Source organism: Bacillus australimaris (assembly GCF_001307105.1).
Taxonomy (GTDB): domain Bacteria; phylum Bacillota; class Bacilli; order Bacillales; family Bacillaceae; genus Bacillus; species Bacillus australimaris.
Genome location: NZ_LGYN01000027.1, coordinates 238327 through 253833, shown reverse-complemented (window position 1 = coordinate 253833; position 15507 = coordinate 238327). Strand labels below are relative to the sequence as shown.

Annotated in this window: 15 protein-coding genes, 1 pseudogene and 1 other annotated feature; of the genes and pseudogenes, 2 read left to right on the top strand and 14 right to left on the bottom strand. The window is 40.1% G+C overall.

Going from position 1 to position 15507, the window contains the following annotated elements; translation table 11 throughout:
- Nucleotides 1-41 precede the first annotated feature (41 nt).
- A complete protein-coding gene (gene mecA / locus AKG37_RS15365; protein ID WP_060699599.1) occupies nt 42-707 on the bottom strand; it encodes an adaptor protein MecA in 666 nt (221 codons plus the stop codon).
- Nucleotides 677-794: pseudogene (locus tag AKG37_RS19420) on the bottom strand (hypothetical protein); the annotation flags it as partial. The pseudogene AKG37_RS19420 and the gene mecA, both read right to left, overlap by 31 nt.
- Nucleotides 795-970: 176 nt before the next feature.
- Between AKG37_RS19420 and AKG37_RS15360 the strand changes: the two are divergent.
- Nucleotides 971-1636: a TerC family protein gene (locus AKG37_RS15360; RefSeq protein WP_060699598.1), complete on the top strand. Its 666-nt coding sequence runs from the start codon at nt 971-973 to the stop codon at nt 1634-1636.
- 39 nt (nt 1637-1675) lie between these two features.
- Here the strand turns inward: AKG37_RS15360 and spxA are convergent, their stop codons facing one another.
- From spxA to AKG37_RS15320, 8 genes are all read right to left on the bottom strand, one after another.
- Entirely contained in the window at nt 1676-2071 is a 396-nt protein-coding gene (gene spxA / locus AKG37_RS15355; RefSeq protein WP_003211421.1) for a transcriptional regulator SpxA, read from the bottom strand.
- A 193-nt stretch (nt 2072-2264) separates the two neighbouring features.
- Nucleotides 2265-2843: a GNAT family N-acetyltransferase gene (locus AKG37_RS15350; RefSeq protein ID WP_060699597.1), complete on the bottom strand. Its 579-nt coding sequence runs from the start codon at nt 2841-2843 to the stop codon at nt 2265-2267.
- Between the two features lie 136 nt (nt 2844-2979).
- Entirely contained in the window at nt 2980-3267 is a 288-nt protein-coding gene (locus AKG37_RS15345; RefSeq protein WP_060699596.1) for a hypothetical protein, read from the bottom strand.
- A gap of 103 nt (nt 3268-3370) precedes the next feature.
- Entirely contained in the window at nt 3371-4291 is a 921-nt protein-coding gene (locus tag AKG37_RS15340) for an ABC transporter ATP-binding protein (RefSeq protein ID WP_060699595.1), read from the bottom strand.
- A gap of 1 nt (nt 4292) precedes the next feature.
- Nucleotides 4293-5372 carry an ABC transporter ATP-binding protein gene (locus AKG37_RS15335; protein ID WP_060699594.1) on the bottom strand — a complete coding sequence of 360 codons (1080 nt, stop codon included), beginning with the start codon at nt 5370-5372 and terminating at the stop codon, nt 4293-4295.
- 12 nt (nt 5373-5384) lie between these two features.
- Nucleotides 5385-6302, bottom strand: a complete 918-nt coding sequence (locus AKG37_RS15330) for an ABC transporter permease (protein WP_060699593.1) — start codon at nt 6300-6302, stop codon at nt 5385-5387.
- Between the two features lie 3 nt (nt 6303-6305).
- Nucleotides 6306-7250: an ABC transporter permease gene (locus AKG37_RS15325; protein WP_060699592.1), complete on the bottom strand. Its 945-nt coding sequence runs from the start codon at nt 7248-7250 to the stop codon at nt 6306-6308.
- A gap of 116 nt (nt 7251-7366) precedes the next feature.
- A complete protein-coding gene (locus AKG37_RS15320) occupies nt 7367-9004 on the bottom strand; it encodes a peptide ABC transporter substrate-binding protein (RefSeq protein ID WP_060699591.1) in 1638 nt (545 codons plus the stop codon).
- Nucleotides 9005-9486: 482 nt separating this feature from the next.
- Nucleotides 9487-9706, top strand: a binding site (T-box leader).
- Nucleotides 9707-9759: 53 nt separating this feature from the next.
- Between AKG37_RS15320 and trpS the strand changes: the two genes are divergently transcribed.
- On the top strand, nt 9760-10755 hold the full coding sequence (gene trpS, locus AKG37_RS15315; RefSeq protein WP_060699590.1) for a tryptophan--tRNA ligase: 996 nt from the start codon (nt 9760-9762) through the stop codon (nt 10753-10755).
- 37 nt (nt 10756-10792) lie between these two features.
- On the opposite strand, the gene AKG37_RS15310 is transcribed toward trpS, so the two are convergent.
- The 4 genes from AKG37_RS15310 to AKG37_RS15295 all read right to left on the bottom strand — a co-directional run bounded on the left by AKG37_RS15310 (nt 10793) and on the right by AKG37_RS15295 (nt 15432).
- Nucleotides 10793-11545: a YjbA family protein gene (locus tag AKG37_RS15310; RefSeq protein WP_060699589.1), complete on the bottom strand. Its 753-nt coding sequence runs from the start codon at nt 11543-11545 to the stop codon at nt 10793-10795.
- A 154-nt stretch (nt 11546-11699) separates the two neighbouring features.
- On the bottom strand, nt 11700-12599 hold the full coding sequence (opp4C, locus tag AKG37_RS15305; protein WP_078061033.1) for an oligopeptide ABC transporter permease: 900 nt from the start codon (nt 12597-12599) through the stop codon (nt 11700-11702).
- A gap of 33 nt (nt 12600-12632) precedes the next feature.
- On the bottom strand, nt 12633-13586 hold the full coding sequence (locus AKG37_RS15300) for an ABC transporter permease (RefSeq protein WP_060699587.1): 954 nt from the start codon (nt 13584-13586) through the stop codon (nt 12633-12635).
- Between the two features lie 211 nt (nt 13587-13797).
- Entirely contained in the window at nt 13798-15432 is a 1635-nt protein-coding gene (locus AKG37_RS15295) for a peptide-binding protein (protein ID WP_060699586.1), read from the bottom strand.
- Between the last annotated feature and the right edge of the window lie 75 nt (nt 15433-15507).

The window sequence follows — 15507 nt, the reverse complement described above, 5'->3', positions numbered from 1 at the left end:
TAAAAAAGCCGATTCCTCTTTAGAAATCGACTTTTTGCTAGTTACGAGAAGTGCTGTTGAATCGTTTCAAGGGCATTCCCTTCGATAATCAGCTGACCATATTCTTGCAGTCTGTAGATGCTGACCACAGATTCATGAGCATATTCAAGCAAAATGCTGAGCTTATTCTCCACCTGCTCATCTGACAAATCCTCGTGAAAGTCAACATATAGATAATAACGGTTTTCAAACGAATATAAACTTGTGGTAAAATCCTGCATATTTAATTGAGAAAGTGCAATCAAATCTTCAAAGTCATCCATTTTCAACACGAATTGGAGTTGAAGTTTTTTGTCCTTCTCATTATGGTCCTCTTGATCTTGCTCTTCTTTATGAAAATCATCAAGCAATGCGTCTAAGCTTTCTTCATCTGTTTGATCTTTTTTATCTTCTGGAATCGGCAATTCGAGCTTTTGTCCATCTTTAGAAAGTTGGGCTTTTGTCACGACAATTTCAAGACCTTTATCAAGTGCCTGTACTTGAATCCAAAGCGGTCCCTCTACTGCAAATTCTTCTTCTTCGTGCACTTCGTCCATTACTTCCCAAAACAGCTCTTCACTGCGCTCACGATTATACCAAATCTCTTCACGGTCAAATCCGCGATCTTCAATATCACCGTAGGAAATATAAAATTTGACTGTATGTTCATTAATTCTTTCAATTTCCATTTTGCCAACCTTCCCTTCTATATAAGATGTTGAAGGGACATACAAGCTCCCAATTAATAGTACTTTACTACACTTTACCCGTTCCGTCTACATGTTAACCGTTTAAAGAATTGAGGTATTGCTTCGTACTGTCTATTTTATGATAAAACATAAATAAAAGAAATAAAAACGCATTTTTTGCAGAGAAAACTTGCAGAAACATATATTTGAATTGTCCTCATATATTGGTTGTACGAGCTCTATTAGGACATGAGGTGAAATGGATGGAAACAGAGTGGATCGTATCCTTACTGATGATTATTGGCATAGACCTGATTTTAGGCGGAGATAATGCGTTAATCATTGCGATGGCCAGTCGAAGCTTATCTAATGAAAAACGCAATAAAGCCATTTGGATCGGCACACTTTTGGCCGTGCTGATGAGAATTACGATGACAGGTGCTGCAGTTTATTTATTGACCATTCCTTATTTGCAATTTATTGGCGGCCTTTTTCTCCTTTATATAGGATACAATTTGTTAATTGAACAAAAGAAAGAATCGATTCGGATTAAAAGCAGCGGCTCCCTTTGGCGTGCGGTACAAACCATTGTGATTGCAGACCTGTTTATGTCACTTGATAATGTGATCGCGGTTGCAGGTGCGGCAAAAGGCAATATGCTTCTGACCGCTTTTGGGCTCATGATTTCAGTACCGATTATTATTTGGGGAAGCAAACTGATTCATGCAGCTTTAACCAAATTTCCGTTTCTTTTATACGGCGGAAGTGCTCTTTTGGCTTATACTGGCGGTGAAATGATTGTCCGTGATGTGAAATTGAATGAATTTATGGCGCAGCATGCCACACTTGAATTAATGCTTCCATTTTTAACAGTCGCAACGGTCATATTAGCCAGCCTCTTTTACGAACAAACAGCTGAAAATAAATAAAAAAAGCTGCCAAATGATCGGCAGCTTTTTGTTTTTATATTAGTTAGCAAGTCGCTGAGCTTCTCTTAGTTGGAAAGTACGAACCGTTCTTGGAAGGAAACGTCTAATTTCATCTTCATTGTACCCAACTTGTAGTCTTTTTTCATCCAAGATAATTGGACGTCTTAAAAGACCTGGATGCTCATTGATTAGTTTATACAATTGTTGAAGCGGCATTGTCTCAACATTGACATTTAGTTTTTGGAATACTTTCGAACGTGTTGAGATAATTTCATCTGTACCGTCTTCTGTCATTCGAAGAATTTCTTTGATTTCATCGATTGAAAGAGGCTCAGAAAAAATGTTTCTCTCTTGATACGGAATATTGTGCTCTTCTAACCACGCTCTTGCTTTTCTACATGATGTACAGCTTGGTGATGTGTATAATGTTACCATAAATCTTCACTCCTCAATTTGTAGAATGAATATTGATCTGTATTCTCAAATTAAAATTGTTCTAAATAAGTAATCTTTATAGTGATTATACTATAAAAAAGTAAGTGTGAACAGTTTTTCTTGCAATTTTTGTGACAAAAACTAGACAATTTCATTCATTTTGTGGTGCTGTTTGATGTCTGAACATTCTCATTTAGTCGAGATGATCGAAAATATTTTTTTGTTTTCTATTTTCAATGACCTTCAATACATCATCAACATCCTCATACGATTGTCCATACCATTTTTCATCTTTATACGTATGGATTCGTTCGTAGGTCTCCCTCATGGCTTCCATGATCTCTTCCTCATGATTTGTAAGAGGCGACCAATAAAGAATTTCCATGCGGTTCACTTCATTTGTTGCAAGTGACCTTCGTTTATAACCGATTGATTCTGCATGCTTGAAGTGCTCTCTTTGGTAAAACTTTAGGCGTTTGGCAGTATCTGCATCATCTTCATCTACAGGCTCGACTTCAAGCAAGATCGGTTTCTTTTTTTCCTTCAGCTTATGGATCAGCTTTGATCCGAGGCCTTCACCTCTTGCATCTTTGGAAACAAATAAATAATCAATAAAGATGAAAGAATCAAATTCGGCGTACATCATCACATGATGAGGTCCTTCCTCCTTATGATAAACATCACTTCTTTCCTTTAATAAGGCTTCCATATGCTCTTTTGACTTCATTTCTTCTATCGGGAAGTATTCACTGAGCTTTTCATACCAATTCATGGATCTGCTCCTTATGCTATAGTTAAGAACCACTTCCTTAGATATTCCCGATTTCCTGCTATTTAAACGCCTGTACTAGTAAGACGCAGTAATGCCCTAGGTGGTTTCACTTTTTTTCAAGCGACGAAAAAAAGTTTTATAACGAACGGTTGATGACTAGTTGAAAAGTGACAAACAGGATGAGTGTCATCGCAATTTGAAACATGATGAAATAAAGATACCTCATGCGCCGTGCTTCTTGTTTCTGATGGCTTGTATGCCGGTTAAGCATATATTCCACCGAAAAAGACACAATGCCAATGAGCACCATAAATGCGAGCATCCACTGTCCTCCATTTGGTTTCCTCAAAAAAGACGTTGAAAAAAGCATCAATACGATGAAAAAATGAAGCAATGAATAACGAAAAGTTTTCCAATTCGGCATCTGACTTCCTCCGGTATCTGCTTGTACTCCACTAAAAATTACCACTCTTTTGCTTTTTTGTAAAATAAAAAAGAAGCACTGACTCAGCAGTGCTTCTTTCTATTTATGATTGTTTCGCCTGAAGCTCTTTGAATTCTTCCTCTGTGCAGCTCACAAAGTGACCTGGTTTCACTTCGCGGAACTCGGTGTTTGTTCCTTTGTGAACAGATGGATCATACTTGATACGTTTGCGGTTGCGCTCATAATCAGGATCTGGGAGCGGAATCGCAGATAGCAATGATTTTGTATAAGGATGAAGCGGGTTTTCGTATAATTCATTCGCTGGTGCCAGCTCAACCAATTTCCCGAAATACATCACGCCAATACGATCGCTGATGTATTTTACCATAGACAGGTCATGGGCAATGAATAAGTACGTTAAACCTTTTTCTTCTTGCAGTTCTTTCAATAAGTTGACGACCTGCGCTTGGATCGACACGTCTAATGCAGAGATTGGTTCATCAGCGATGATGAAATCTGGCTCTACTGCTAATGCACGGGCAATTCCGATACGCTGCCTTTGGCCACCTGAAAATTCATGCGGGTATCTGTTCGCATGCTCTTTGTTCAAGCCAACGGTTTCAAGCAATTGGAACACACGCTCTTTACGCGCTTGCTTTGTTTTCGCAAGGCCATGAATGTCAATACCCTCGGCAATGATGTCAAGCACTGTCATTCTTGGATTCAATGAAGCATATGGATCTTGAAAGATCATCTGCATTTGACGGTTGAACTCAAGCATTTTTTGTCTTGATTTCTTCCCGTGTACATTTTCTCCTTTATAAATAACCTCACCATCTGTTGCTTCATAAAGTCTAATGATGGAGCGCCCAGTAGTGGATTTACCACAACCAGACTCACCTACAAGACCAAGTGTTTCACCTTGATAAATATCAAATGAAACTCCGTCTACTGCTTTTACAGTTCCTCTTGCCGTATGGAAATGCTGCTTCAAATTTTTAATTTCTAACAGTTTTTCTGCCATGCTATTCACCCTCTTTTACTAATACAGGTTTTTCGTAGCTACCTTCTAGTTCACGCATTCTCGCCTTTACAGAAGCAGGCGGTTCAACTTTAGGTGCATTCGGATGAAGTAGCCATGATTTCACATAATGCGTATCTGATACTTTGAACATTGGTGGTTCTTGTTCGAAGTCAATTTTCATTGCATAATCGCTTCGGAGTGCAAATGCATCTCCTTTCGGCGGGTTTGTTAAATCTGGTGGTGTTCCTGGGATCGCAGTCAGCTTTCCTTCATCTCCGCCATCTGTGTCAAGGCTAGGCATTGATGCTAAAAGTCCCCATGTATACGGATGTTTCGGATTGTAGAAAATTTCATCAACCGTACCTGTCTCTACGATCTGGCCTGCATACATAACCGCTACACGATCAGCAACGTTGGCGACAACACCTAGATCATGTGTAATAAAGATAATTGACGTTTCTACCTTTTGCTGAATTTCTTTCATTAATTCTAAAATTTGTGCCTGAATCGTTACATCAAGAGCAGTTGTCGGCTCATCGGCAATCAATAGCTTTGGATCTGCTGCGAGTGCCATGGCGATAACAACCCTTTGTCTCATCCCGCCGCTGAATTCGTGCGGATATTGTTTGATTCTTTTTTCTGGCATTGGAATACCAACAAGCTCTAATAATTCAATGGCTCTTTTTTCAGCCGCTTCTTTTGAAATTTGTTCATGTTTGAACAGCACTTCTGTAATTTGTTTCCCGACTTTCATCGTTGGGTTCAAAGAAGTCATCGGATCTTGGAAGATCATTGAGATGTCTTTTCCTCGAATGGTTTGCATTTGTTTTTCGGTCTTCTTGACAATATCTTGTCCATCAAAGAGGATCTGTCCGCGCTTGAAATAACCCGGCGGCATCGGAATTAACCTCATGATGGCCTGTGATGTCACACTTTTACCAGAGCCAGATTCACCTACAATAGCAAGTGTCTCGCCTTTATTTAAGTGGAAGTTCACACCACGAATGGCTTGAACCTCTCCACCATATGTTTTAAATGAGATTGCAAGGTCTTTCACCTCTAGAATACGTTCACGTTCCATCCTAATCACTCCTTATTTACGCAACTTCGGATCTAAAGCGTCTCTTAGTCCGTCTCCAACCACGTTAAAACCAAACATTGTAATACAGATAAATGCGGCTGGGAACCATAATCTCCATGGGTAGTACGTCATCGCCGGAATTCCGTCAGACGCCATTGTTCCCCAACTTGCTAATGGAGCCGGTACACCAAGCCCTAGATAGCTTAGGAACGCCTCTGTGAAAATAGCAGAAGGAATTGTTAATGTCATTGTCACAAGAATCGGTCCCATTGAGTTTGGAATTAAGTGTTTAAATAAAAGTCTAGATGTTTTCGCACCTAATGTCTGTGCTGCAAGAACGTACTCTTGGCTCTTCAATTGTAAAACCTGTCCCCGAACAATACGTGCCATGTTAATCCAGCCTACGACTGTCATGGCGAGGATAATCGTTAATAATCCTTTAGGCAGAACAACCATCATTAAGATAACCATTAATAGTGTTGGAATTGCCCATAAAACGTCTGCAATACGCATCATCACTTCATCTGTACGTCCGCCTTTGAATGCAGCAATACTTCCCCAGATAATACCGATGATCACGTCAAGGAGCGCTGCAGCAAGACCGATGAAGATCGAAATTCTTGCCCCGACCCATGTACGTACAAACATGTCGCGTCCTAAGTCATCTGTACCAAACCAGTGATCTTTTGAAGGCGGCTGGTCAGCATTCAATAAATCAGTTGTAGAGTAATCGTATTTAGAAAAAATCGGAACAAAGATCGCCAGCATTACAATTATAAAAATGATTGTGAGTCCAACCATTGCAAGTTTATTTGCACGGAAGCGAAGCATAGCATCCTTCCATAAAGATAGACTAGGTTTAGAAATTTTTTCAGATTCTGCTGCGTCAGCTGTCGCAGGCACAAATAAATCTTTTCTCAACTCTTCCATGTGTTAGACCCCTTTCTTCGCCTTCGTCAGTTTAATTCTAGGATCGATAATACCGTAGAGAACGTCAACGACTAGAATACTGACTAATAGAATAATACTGTAGAAGACTGTAACACCCATGATGACGGTGTAATCACGGTTTGTAATGCTTGTGACAAAGTGAGAGCCTAATCCAGGAATACCAAAAATCTTCTCAACGACAAAACTACCTGTTAAAACAGAAGCAGCCATTGGTCCCATGTATGTGATAACAGGTAACAATGCGTTTCGAATCGCGTGTTTAATCGTCACAGCTGACTTTGTTAATCCTTTCGCTCTAGCCGTTCTAATGTAGTCACTGTTTAATACTTCAAGCATACTTGACCGTGCAAGTCTAGCGATAAATGCCATTGGCATGAAGGAAAGTGCAATAGAAGGTAGTACGGTGCTGGCCCAAGACTCCCATCCTGCAACTGGGAAGATCGCTATAGCGCTTGCCTCAGATGCAAATACATATTGCAATAGCGCTGCTAAAATGAAACTTGGAACTGAGATTCCAAAGATCGTTAAAATGGCAATCGTATAGTCTTGCCACTTGTTATGATAGAGCGCTGCAAGGACCCCAAACAATACACCAAATGCTAATGCGAGGAGAATTGCCTCAATTCCGAGGGTAAAGGAAACGGGGAATCCAGAACTAATTAAGTCATTTACGGTTTGTCCTTTATATTTAAAAGAGGGACCAAAATCTAATTTTGCAACTGAACCTAAGTAGCTTACATATTGAACAAATAAGGGCTTGTCCAACCCGTAATGCTCGTTTAGGTTTGCTTCAATTTCAGCAGGAAGTTTCTTCTCACCAGAGAATGGACCACCAGGTGCTGCCTGCATGAGAAAGAAAGTTGCAGTTACGATAACAAACAGTGTGATTAAAATATATATTAATCGCTTTCCGATATATTTAAGCAACGGAATTGCACCTCCATGATTTTACAACAATTTCTCTAATCAGCAAGAAAGGTATATGGAGAGACATCCTCCATATACCTTAAGATCCTTGCCGTAGATCTCTTACACTATAACTCTTACTTTTCGAAATGTGCCCATTTGTATTGAACATCACCTAGTCCAGATACAACTACACCTTTTAGTTTTGGATCTTGTACCCAAAGCTGAGTGTAGAAGTAAATTGGTGCTACAGGCATATCGTTGATGATGATTTCTTCTGCTTTTTTCAGCATTTCTTCACGCTTCGTTTTATCTGTTTCTTTAGCAGAATCATTCAACAATTGTTTGTACTCTTTATTTTCCCAGCCAGTGTCGTTGTTTCCACCGTCTTTATCTTTGTAAAGTTCAAGGAAGTTAACTGGATCGTTGAAGTCACCTAACCAGCCCATACGTCCGATTTGGTAGTCTCCACTGTGGATTTTGTCGATGTATACGTTCCACTCAGAGTTATCAAGTTCAACTTTCACACCTAAATCTTTTTTCCACATTTCTTGAATTGCTTGAGCAATCTTTTGGTGGCCTTCATCTGTGTTGTAAGAAAGTTTCAATGTTGGAAGATCAGAAACAGACTTATAACCTAATTCTTTCACACCTTTTTCAAGAAGCTCTTTAGCAGTTGCTACATCGTGGTCTTTGAAGTAGCCAGTTTTGTTATCAGTGAATCCTTGCATTGTTGGTGGAACGATTGCCATGGCTGGCACTTGCTCACCTTGCGTAATTTTGTCAACGATTGCTTGACGGTTGATTGAGTATGCAAGAGCCTTACGGATGTTTGCATTGTTTAAAGGTTTTACTTTTGTGTTGAATTTGTAGTTATAGATACCAGCGATCGTTTGGATTTTAAGACCGCCTTCTTTTTTCAATGTTTGTAAAGACTCAGTTGGTAGGCTTCCAGTTGGAGAACCAGCCCAGTCAAGCTCGCCTTTTTTGAACATGCTAAGCTCAGTGTTTGTATCTTTGATCATAGACATGTTGATCTTTTTCAATTTCACAGTATCTTTATCCCAGTATTCGTTGTTCTTTTCAAGCGTGATAGAGCCGCCGTGTTTCCATTGAGAAAGAACGAATGGTCCGTTAGATACGTAGTTTTCACCAGCGTTTGTATACCAGTTTTTATTCTTTTCAGCCACTTTTTGGTTGACTGGCATATACGTATAGAATGCAGTTAGTTCAGTAAAGAACGGTGTTGGGTTCTCTAGCTCAACTACAAGCGTTTTGTCGTCTTTAGCTTTAATGCCGACATCAGCAACTTTCGCTTTTCCTTTGTTTGCTGCTTCAGCACCTTTAATATAGTAAAGCTGGTAAGCATATTGAGATTCATTTTTAGGATCTAATGCCCATTTCCAAGCATATTCGAAATCTTTAGCTGTGACAGGGTCACCATTAGACCATTTTGCATCACGAAGTGTGAATGTGTAAGTTTTACCATCAGCACTTGTTTTGATATCAGAAGCCATTGCATTTTCTGGCTTTCCTTCAGCGTTAATTCGTGTTAATCCCTCAAAAGTCTGACGGATGACACTTCCTGAAGTTGAATCATTAGCCAATCCCGGATGTAGAGAAAAAGGCTCAGTGGAGATATTCACATTTAAAGTTGTTTTAGCCTCTCCAGAACTGCTCTTGCTGTCGCCTGATTTGTTTCCGCTGAAACCACAAGCGCTTAATACAAGTGTGAAAATAAGCATTAAAGTAACAACAGACCAACGCTTTTTCAACTGTATTCCCCCTTATAATATGTTTTTAGTTCAAAGGTCTCGATAGAAGATAAGATTCAGAGATGAGAAATAGAGTAAAAAAGTCCCTAAACAGGTTACTTTCTATTTCTTTTGTTTTTTCTGAATTTTCACTATGTAAAGAGCCTAGCACAAACGTGTGAACAAATTCATTATAATGAATAGAATAATTTATTGCAATATCAATTTCATATATTTTTTAAAAACGTAAATGGGGATAAAGAGGGATTTTTATAAACTAAAGTCTCAATCACTTCAACAAATTAAAGCGTAAATTGATTAAAACAATTTAACAAATTCAGCAGGAATAATGTTTTATACATATAATTAATCCTCCTATTTTAAAAAATTTTGACAGATATTTGTTATTTTATCTAAAATTTTAAGTGTCAAACGACATGCTAAGAAGGTCACATAAGGACCTCGTGACTTTTTTATGGTCATCCTATATAATAGACAGACATACTGTTGCGATGAAAAAGAAGAGTACATATATTCACCATTTACAGAGAGTCTGCGGCTGGTGTGAGCAGATAATGGCATGTATGGAATGGGCTTTGGAGCAGCTAACCGAACACTTTTGAAAAGTGAGTAGGCTTAGACGGAGCAGTCTCCGATATCAACGTCTTGAGTGATTTCTATTTGAAATAACAAGGGTGGTACCACGGTTCATTCGTCCCTTTTCTGTTGAAAAGTGACGAGTGGGCCTTTTTATATTGAAGAAAAGAGGTTTTAGTATGACAAAGAAGACAATTTTTTCAGGCATTCAGCCGAGCGGTTCTGTCACATTAGGCAACTATATTGGAGCAATGAAGCAATTTGTCGATTTGCAGCATGATTATCATGGCTATTTTTGTGTGGTGGATCAGCATGCCATTACAGTAAGCCAGGACCGCTTAGCCCTTCGCCAAAATATAAGAAGCTTGGCCGCTCTTTATTTGGCAGTTGGACTTGATCCAGAGAAGGCGACATTGTTTATCCAATCAGAGGTACCTGCACACGCCCAAGCAGGATGGATGCTGCAATGTGTTGCTTATATTGGGGAATTAGAAAGAATGACCCAATTTAAGGACAAATCCGCTGGTAAGGAAGCAGTTGTTTCTGGACTATTAACGTATCCCCCTTTAATGGCTGGCGACATCCTATTATACGGTACTGATCTAGTCCCTGTCGGAGAAGACCAAAAGCAGCACCTTGAATTGACTAGAACGCTTGCTGAACGTTTTAACCGAAAATACAATGACATCTTCACTGTACCAGAAGTGAAAATTCCAAAAGAAGGCGCTCGGATTATGTCTTTAACAGATCCAACGAAAAAGATGAGCAAATCCGATCCAAACCAAAAATCCTTCATTACCTTATTAGATGAACCAAAGCAGCTTGAAAAGAAAATTAAAAGTGCTGTGACGGATTCAGAAGGCATCGTCAAGTATGACAAAGAGAACAAGCCTGGAATTGCCAACTTGCTGACGATTTACTCTGTATTAGGTAACGTATCCATTTCTGAGCTTGAACAAAAATATGAAGGTAAAGGATATGGTGAGTTTAAAGGAGATCTTGCGAATGTCGTCGTTAATGCTTTAAAACCAATACAAGATCGATACTATGAACTCATTGAGTCAGACGAGCTTGACCGCATTTTAGACGAAGGTGCTGAAAAAGCAAACCGCACAGCAAACAAAATGCTCAAAAAAATGGAGAATGCAATGGGCCTTGGCAGAAAACGCAAATAAAAAAAGCTTGCAGCACTACTCGCTGCAAGCTTTTTTTCTAATTTACTTTTGATTCGTTTTCCATTTCCCATAGCTTTTCGAAAAATGGCTGTCCTTTAATCATTTTTTCACAGAAGGCTAGATGATTTTCTGACCACCCGTCAATGGTTTCATTGTAAAGCATGTTCCAAATCTCTTCGAATGACATTCGTTTGATTTGGTTGTACATGCGCGGATTCCATTCCGTATACCAATAGGCAATTTCCGCCCTGTTTTGGAGCCCTTTTAATTGATCAAGCGCCATAAACATCAGCTGCTTCAGCTGTCTTTCTTTTCTCGTTAATCCGCTGATATGCTGGGGTGGCAGTGATAAAATGTGATACTCCTTCGTCGATTCAAGGCTGCCCTTAGAGAATTCATATTCCTCCGCCTTCACATCTTTCACCATTTCGTACACCAATTGCTCCTGCCTTGGGATCAAGCGGCTTTTTCTCACAGGAATGGAGTACCCAATCGTATCCACAGCAATGATGCGAATGCCGTCCGTGACCACAAAGCAGTACTCTAATTTACGGCGTTCGTGATTTTTCCGAATATATGATTTCTCAAATACAGACTCTAGCAGTGCCTTCGGCAGCTCTGAAAGATCATTCTCTATGTAATCAAACAAAGGACTCTGCACCTTGAGTAAAGGCACCTGATCTAACAGCTCAACACTGTCCTCCTTGCGCCACTCATGAAAATGACACACATTGTAGCCATTTTCTTCCCCTTCAAACCAATTTACCCATACGTCATGAAGAAATAACATAACCAATCCCTCACTTTATAAAAACTGTTGTCCACAGTATGGGCAAGGGATAGAGAAATTATTCCAACTTTATTAAACTTCAAGCTGGGCGAATGATGGCAGGAAACGAAGAGTGTCTCGCAGAGTCCCTTTCATCTTGTTATAAAGGACAAACTTACTTTAGCTTCTTAGGATCAAGTGCATCTCTCAGCCCATCTCCTAAGAAATTAAAGCATAAGACCGTCAGCAAAATCAGCAAACCTGGGAAAAGCGGATACCACCATGCTTGCACCATAATCGAGAAATTTTGTGCATCTTGCAGCATGTTGCCCCAGCTTGCCGTTGGCGGCTGAATACCAAATCCAAGATAGCTGAGTGTTGATTCAGCTAAAATGACGGAGCCTACTTTTAATGTAGCTGACACGATAATAGGACCGATACAGTTCGGTAAAATATGCGAAAAGATGATGACATGGTTTTTCGTTCCAATGGTTCTCGCCGCGAGTACGAACTCTCTTGTTCGAAGTGATAAAAATTCACTGCGGATCAGTCTGGCGGTTGTTGTCCAGCCGGTCAGCGCAAAAATTAAAATCAATTTATCAATGCCGGGCTTGAAAATGGTGACAAGTGTAATTAATAGAAAAATGTCTGGAATCGACAACACGACATCCACAAACCTCATTAAAATGGAATCGACAAATCCTTTGAAGTATCCTGCTACCGCTCCAATCACGGTGCCAATGGTAATTGCACCAACAACCGAGACGAAACCGACTAACAAAGAGACCCGCGCGCCATAAAGCACCCTTGAGAAAATATCGCGACCAAACTTGTCAGTTCCCATAAAATGCTCGGCACTTGGTGGCTGAAGCCGCTTCAATAAATCTTGCTGCTCAGGTGCGTAAGGAGCGATCACAGGAGCGAAAATAGCTGAAAAGATAATGACCAATAAGATCACGGAACCGGCAACCGCTAATTTATTTTTAAAAAACTTCTCACAAAATAAACGCAGCATCGTCTCTGGCTTTGGCGGAAGGCCCTCTTTTAATTTGATGTCAACAGGAGGTGTTCCCATATTAGGCTGTGCCAATTGTGCTTCAGCTCCCTTCTAATATTCAATACGCGGATCAACGATCGCATATAGAATATCCGCTATTAAATTTCCAACCACCACGAGCACTGCAGAAATAACGGTCATTGCCATAATAACCGGATAATCTCGCGAAAAGGCAGAATCGATGAACAGCTTTCCAAGACCAGGCCATGTGAAGATTTGTTCCACCACGACTGCGCCGCCAATAAAGGATGGAATCATCAGTCCGAAAATCGTAATGACAGGCATAAGACCGTTTCTTAAACCATGCTTGAAAATGACTTTGTTTTCTCTAAAGCCTTTCGCTCTTGCGGTACGGATGTAATCCTGCCTCATGACATCAAGCATGCTCGACCTTGTGTACCGGGTAAGTCCTGCCATATCAGCAGTTGCTAAAACAAAGGCTGGTAAAATAATGTGATGGAGCCGGTCAAACACATTAAAATCGGCATTCAAGGTAGAGACTCCACCAGTTGGGAACCATCCTAAATTCACAGATAAAACCATAATAAGGATGAGACCAAACCAAAAGTTTGGAATAGCCAGTCCGATAAAAGATGTAACCGTAATGCCATAGTCTAGCTTTGTATACGGACGTTTTGCTGAAAGAACACCAAATGGGATGGCGATGATCAGGGCAACTAATGTAGAAAAGATCATGAGGATGAGGGTATTTGGCAGCCGAGCAAAAATCAAATCAGCCACGGGCGTTCCCTTTTTGACAATGGATGTGCCAAAGTCACCTTGAAGCATATTGCCAAGCCATTTCATATATTGCACATATTCAGGATCGTTCAAGCCGTACTTATCAATAAAGGCTTCCCGGTCTGCAGCACTAATAGTAGGGTCCATCATAAGTGACATCGGATCGCCTGGTGCTGCTTTCATAATGGCAAAGGACAAAATGGTAATCCCAAATAAGATGGGAATGGAGAGCAATGTCCTTCTAATAATATATGTAGTAACCATATGCACAACTCCTTTTTCATCGGATCGCCATTCTGTGAAAAAAAGGCTAAAATGATGTGATTTTAGCCTTTTGTCTTCTTTTCAGCGTGATATGAAAACCCTTAAAGTCTCATAGTGATGCAGAGCAATTGATCACCAGCGCAGAAAACTTGCAGCAAGGGTTTGTCTTCACACTGAAAGGGGAGACATCTCCCCCTTCTTCACTAACAGCCTACTGTTCAATCCACCATTTTTCGATTTTGTAATACTCATCTTTCGGGTGGTAAGAGTAGCCTTGGAGATTAGATGGCATAGCGCGATGTGAGTTGGCATAATAAAGGAACGTATATGGCTGATCTTCTGCGATCAGTTTATAAATTTTTTCATACGCCTTTGAATATTCTTTTCGATCACTTAATTTTTTAGCATCAACTAACAGCTTATCGACCTCTTCATTTTTATACCAAATGTTATTCAAGCCTTTTTCAGACTGACTTGAGTGGAAGATGCTGTATTGATCAGGGAAAGTGGCAAGGCTCCAGCCGAGCAGCAGTGCATCATAATCCCATTTAGGCGGTGTCGTCTGCTCAATGAGGGCACTGAACTCCACAATTTGCGGCTTCGCTTCTACACCAATTTCCTTAAGCTGCTGCTGAACAACGACAGCGATATCTTCACGAACTTTATTTCCTTGGTTGGTCTTGATGACAAAGGAGAATTTCTTGCCATCCTTATCAAGGTAGCCATCTCCATCTGTATCTTCCCAGCCCTCTTCTTTCAGCATCTTTTTCGCTTTTTCTTGATCAAATTCAAACACTGGAACATCTTCATTTTTAGGGTAATTCCATGACAGCGGACTTTCTGGGATGTTGGCTACTTTTCCGTCTCCATCTAACACTTGATCAACAATCGTTTGACGATCTATCGCATGTGTAAGCGCTTGGCGGACCTTTTTGCTTTTAAAGAGATCATTTTTTTGGTTCCAGCCAATGTATGAATAATTCAAGCCTAGATCAGATTCAATTTTAATGTTGCTCACTTTTTCAGCCGTTTGTAGCTCTGCTCCCGGTACAGCAAAGAAATCAATATCTCCTGCTGACAACTGGGCAATCGCTGCATTTTGATCAGGAATGGTTTTAATCGTGACGGTATCAAGGTATGGACGTCCATCCCAATAATCGTCAAAGGCTTCTAGTTTGACGTAGTCTCCTTCTTTCCACTCTGCAAATTTAAATGGACCTGAACCAATTGGTTTTTTCCGGTTAAATTCATTTTCACCAAGATCCTTTATAGGCACATCCCCTAAAATATGCTTAGGCAAAATGCCGTAGCTTCCTAGCGTGACATTGTAAAAATATGGGTCTTTTTTATTGAGCTTGAATTCGATTGAGTAATCCCCTGTCTTTTTAACAGAGTCTAATACTTCAAAGCCTGATCCACGCTCTCCATTGTAGTCCTTATGAATTGGAATGCTGTATGTAAACACAACATCATCAGCAGTCAGCTCTTTACCATCATGAAACTTTACGCCCTTTTTAATGGTGACATCAAACTGCTTGCCATCATCAGACTCTTTAATATCCTCTGCGAGCGATAGCTGAGGGTTCAGCTTTCCATCTGTTTGAAGTAAAAAGCTGTAGATTCTTTCCTCGATATCAGAGCTTGCAACATCAGTTGAATACAGCGAATTGAATAATGTTGGTTCTGCAATTGAACCGATGACAAGATCTCCGCCTTGTACCGGTTTTCCAGTCGATTTCTTTTCACTGTCACCAGAGGTTTTATTTCCACTAGAGCAAGCCGCCAGTACCAGTGTAAAAATCAGCATGAAACTGACTAAAATGGTTTGTTTGTTTTTCATTTTCATAAACGATTCCCCCTATTCTTTTTTAGAAATGACAACAGATGCAGCTTCATCCCCCCTCTCAAAGATGAGATCATA

Coding starts and splice junctions, on each gene's coding strand:
- mecA (WP_060699599.1), bottom strand. CDS start 707: ATGGAAATTGAAAGAATTAATGAACATACAGTCAAATTTTATATTTCC.
- AKG37_RS15360 (WP_060699598.1), top strand. CDS start 971: ATGGAAACAGAGTGGATCGTATCCTTACTGATGATTATTGGCATAGAC.
- spxA (WP_003211421.1), bottom strand. CDS start 2,071: ATGGTAACATTATACACATCACCAAGCTGTACATCATGTAGAAAAGCA.
- AKG37_RS15350 (WP_060699597.1), bottom strand. CDS start 2,843: ATGAATTGGTATGAAAAGCTCAGTGAATACTTCCCGATAGAAGAAATG.
- AKG37_RS15345 (WP_060699596.1), bottom strand. CDS start 3,267: ATGCCGAATTGGAAAACTTTTCGTTATTCATTGCTTCATTTTTTCATC.
- AKG37_RS15340 (WP_060699595.1), bottom strand. CDS start 4,291: ATGGCAGAAAAACTGTTAGAAATTAAAAATTTGAAGCAGCATTTCCAT.
- AKG37_RS15335 (WP_060699594.1), bottom strand. CDS start 5,372: ATGGAACGTGAACGTATTCTAGAGGTGAAAGACCTTGCAATCTCATTT.
- AKG37_RS15330 (WP_060699593.1), bottom strand. CDS start 6,302: ATGGAAGAGTTGAGAAAAGATTTATTTGTGCCTGCGACAGCTGACGCA.
- trpS (WP_060699590.1), top strand. CDS start 9,760: ATGACAAAGAAGACAATTTTTTCAGGCATTCAGCCGAGCGGTTCTGTC.
- AKG37_RS15310 (WP_060699589.1), bottom strand. CDS start 11,545: ATGTTATTTCTTCATGACGTATGGGTAAATTGGTTTGAAGGGGAAGAA.
- opp4C (WP_078061033.1), bottom strand. CDS start 12,599: ATGGGAACACCTCCTGTTGACATCAAATTAAAAGAGGGCCTTCCGCCA.
- AKG37_RS15300 (WP_060699587.1), bottom strand. CDS start 13,586: ATGGTTACTACATATATTATTAGAAGGACATTGCTCTCCATTCCCATC.
- AKG37_RS15295 (WP_060699586.1), bottom strand. CDS start 15,432: ATGAAAATGAAAAACAAACAAACCATTTTAGTCAGTTTCATGCTGATT.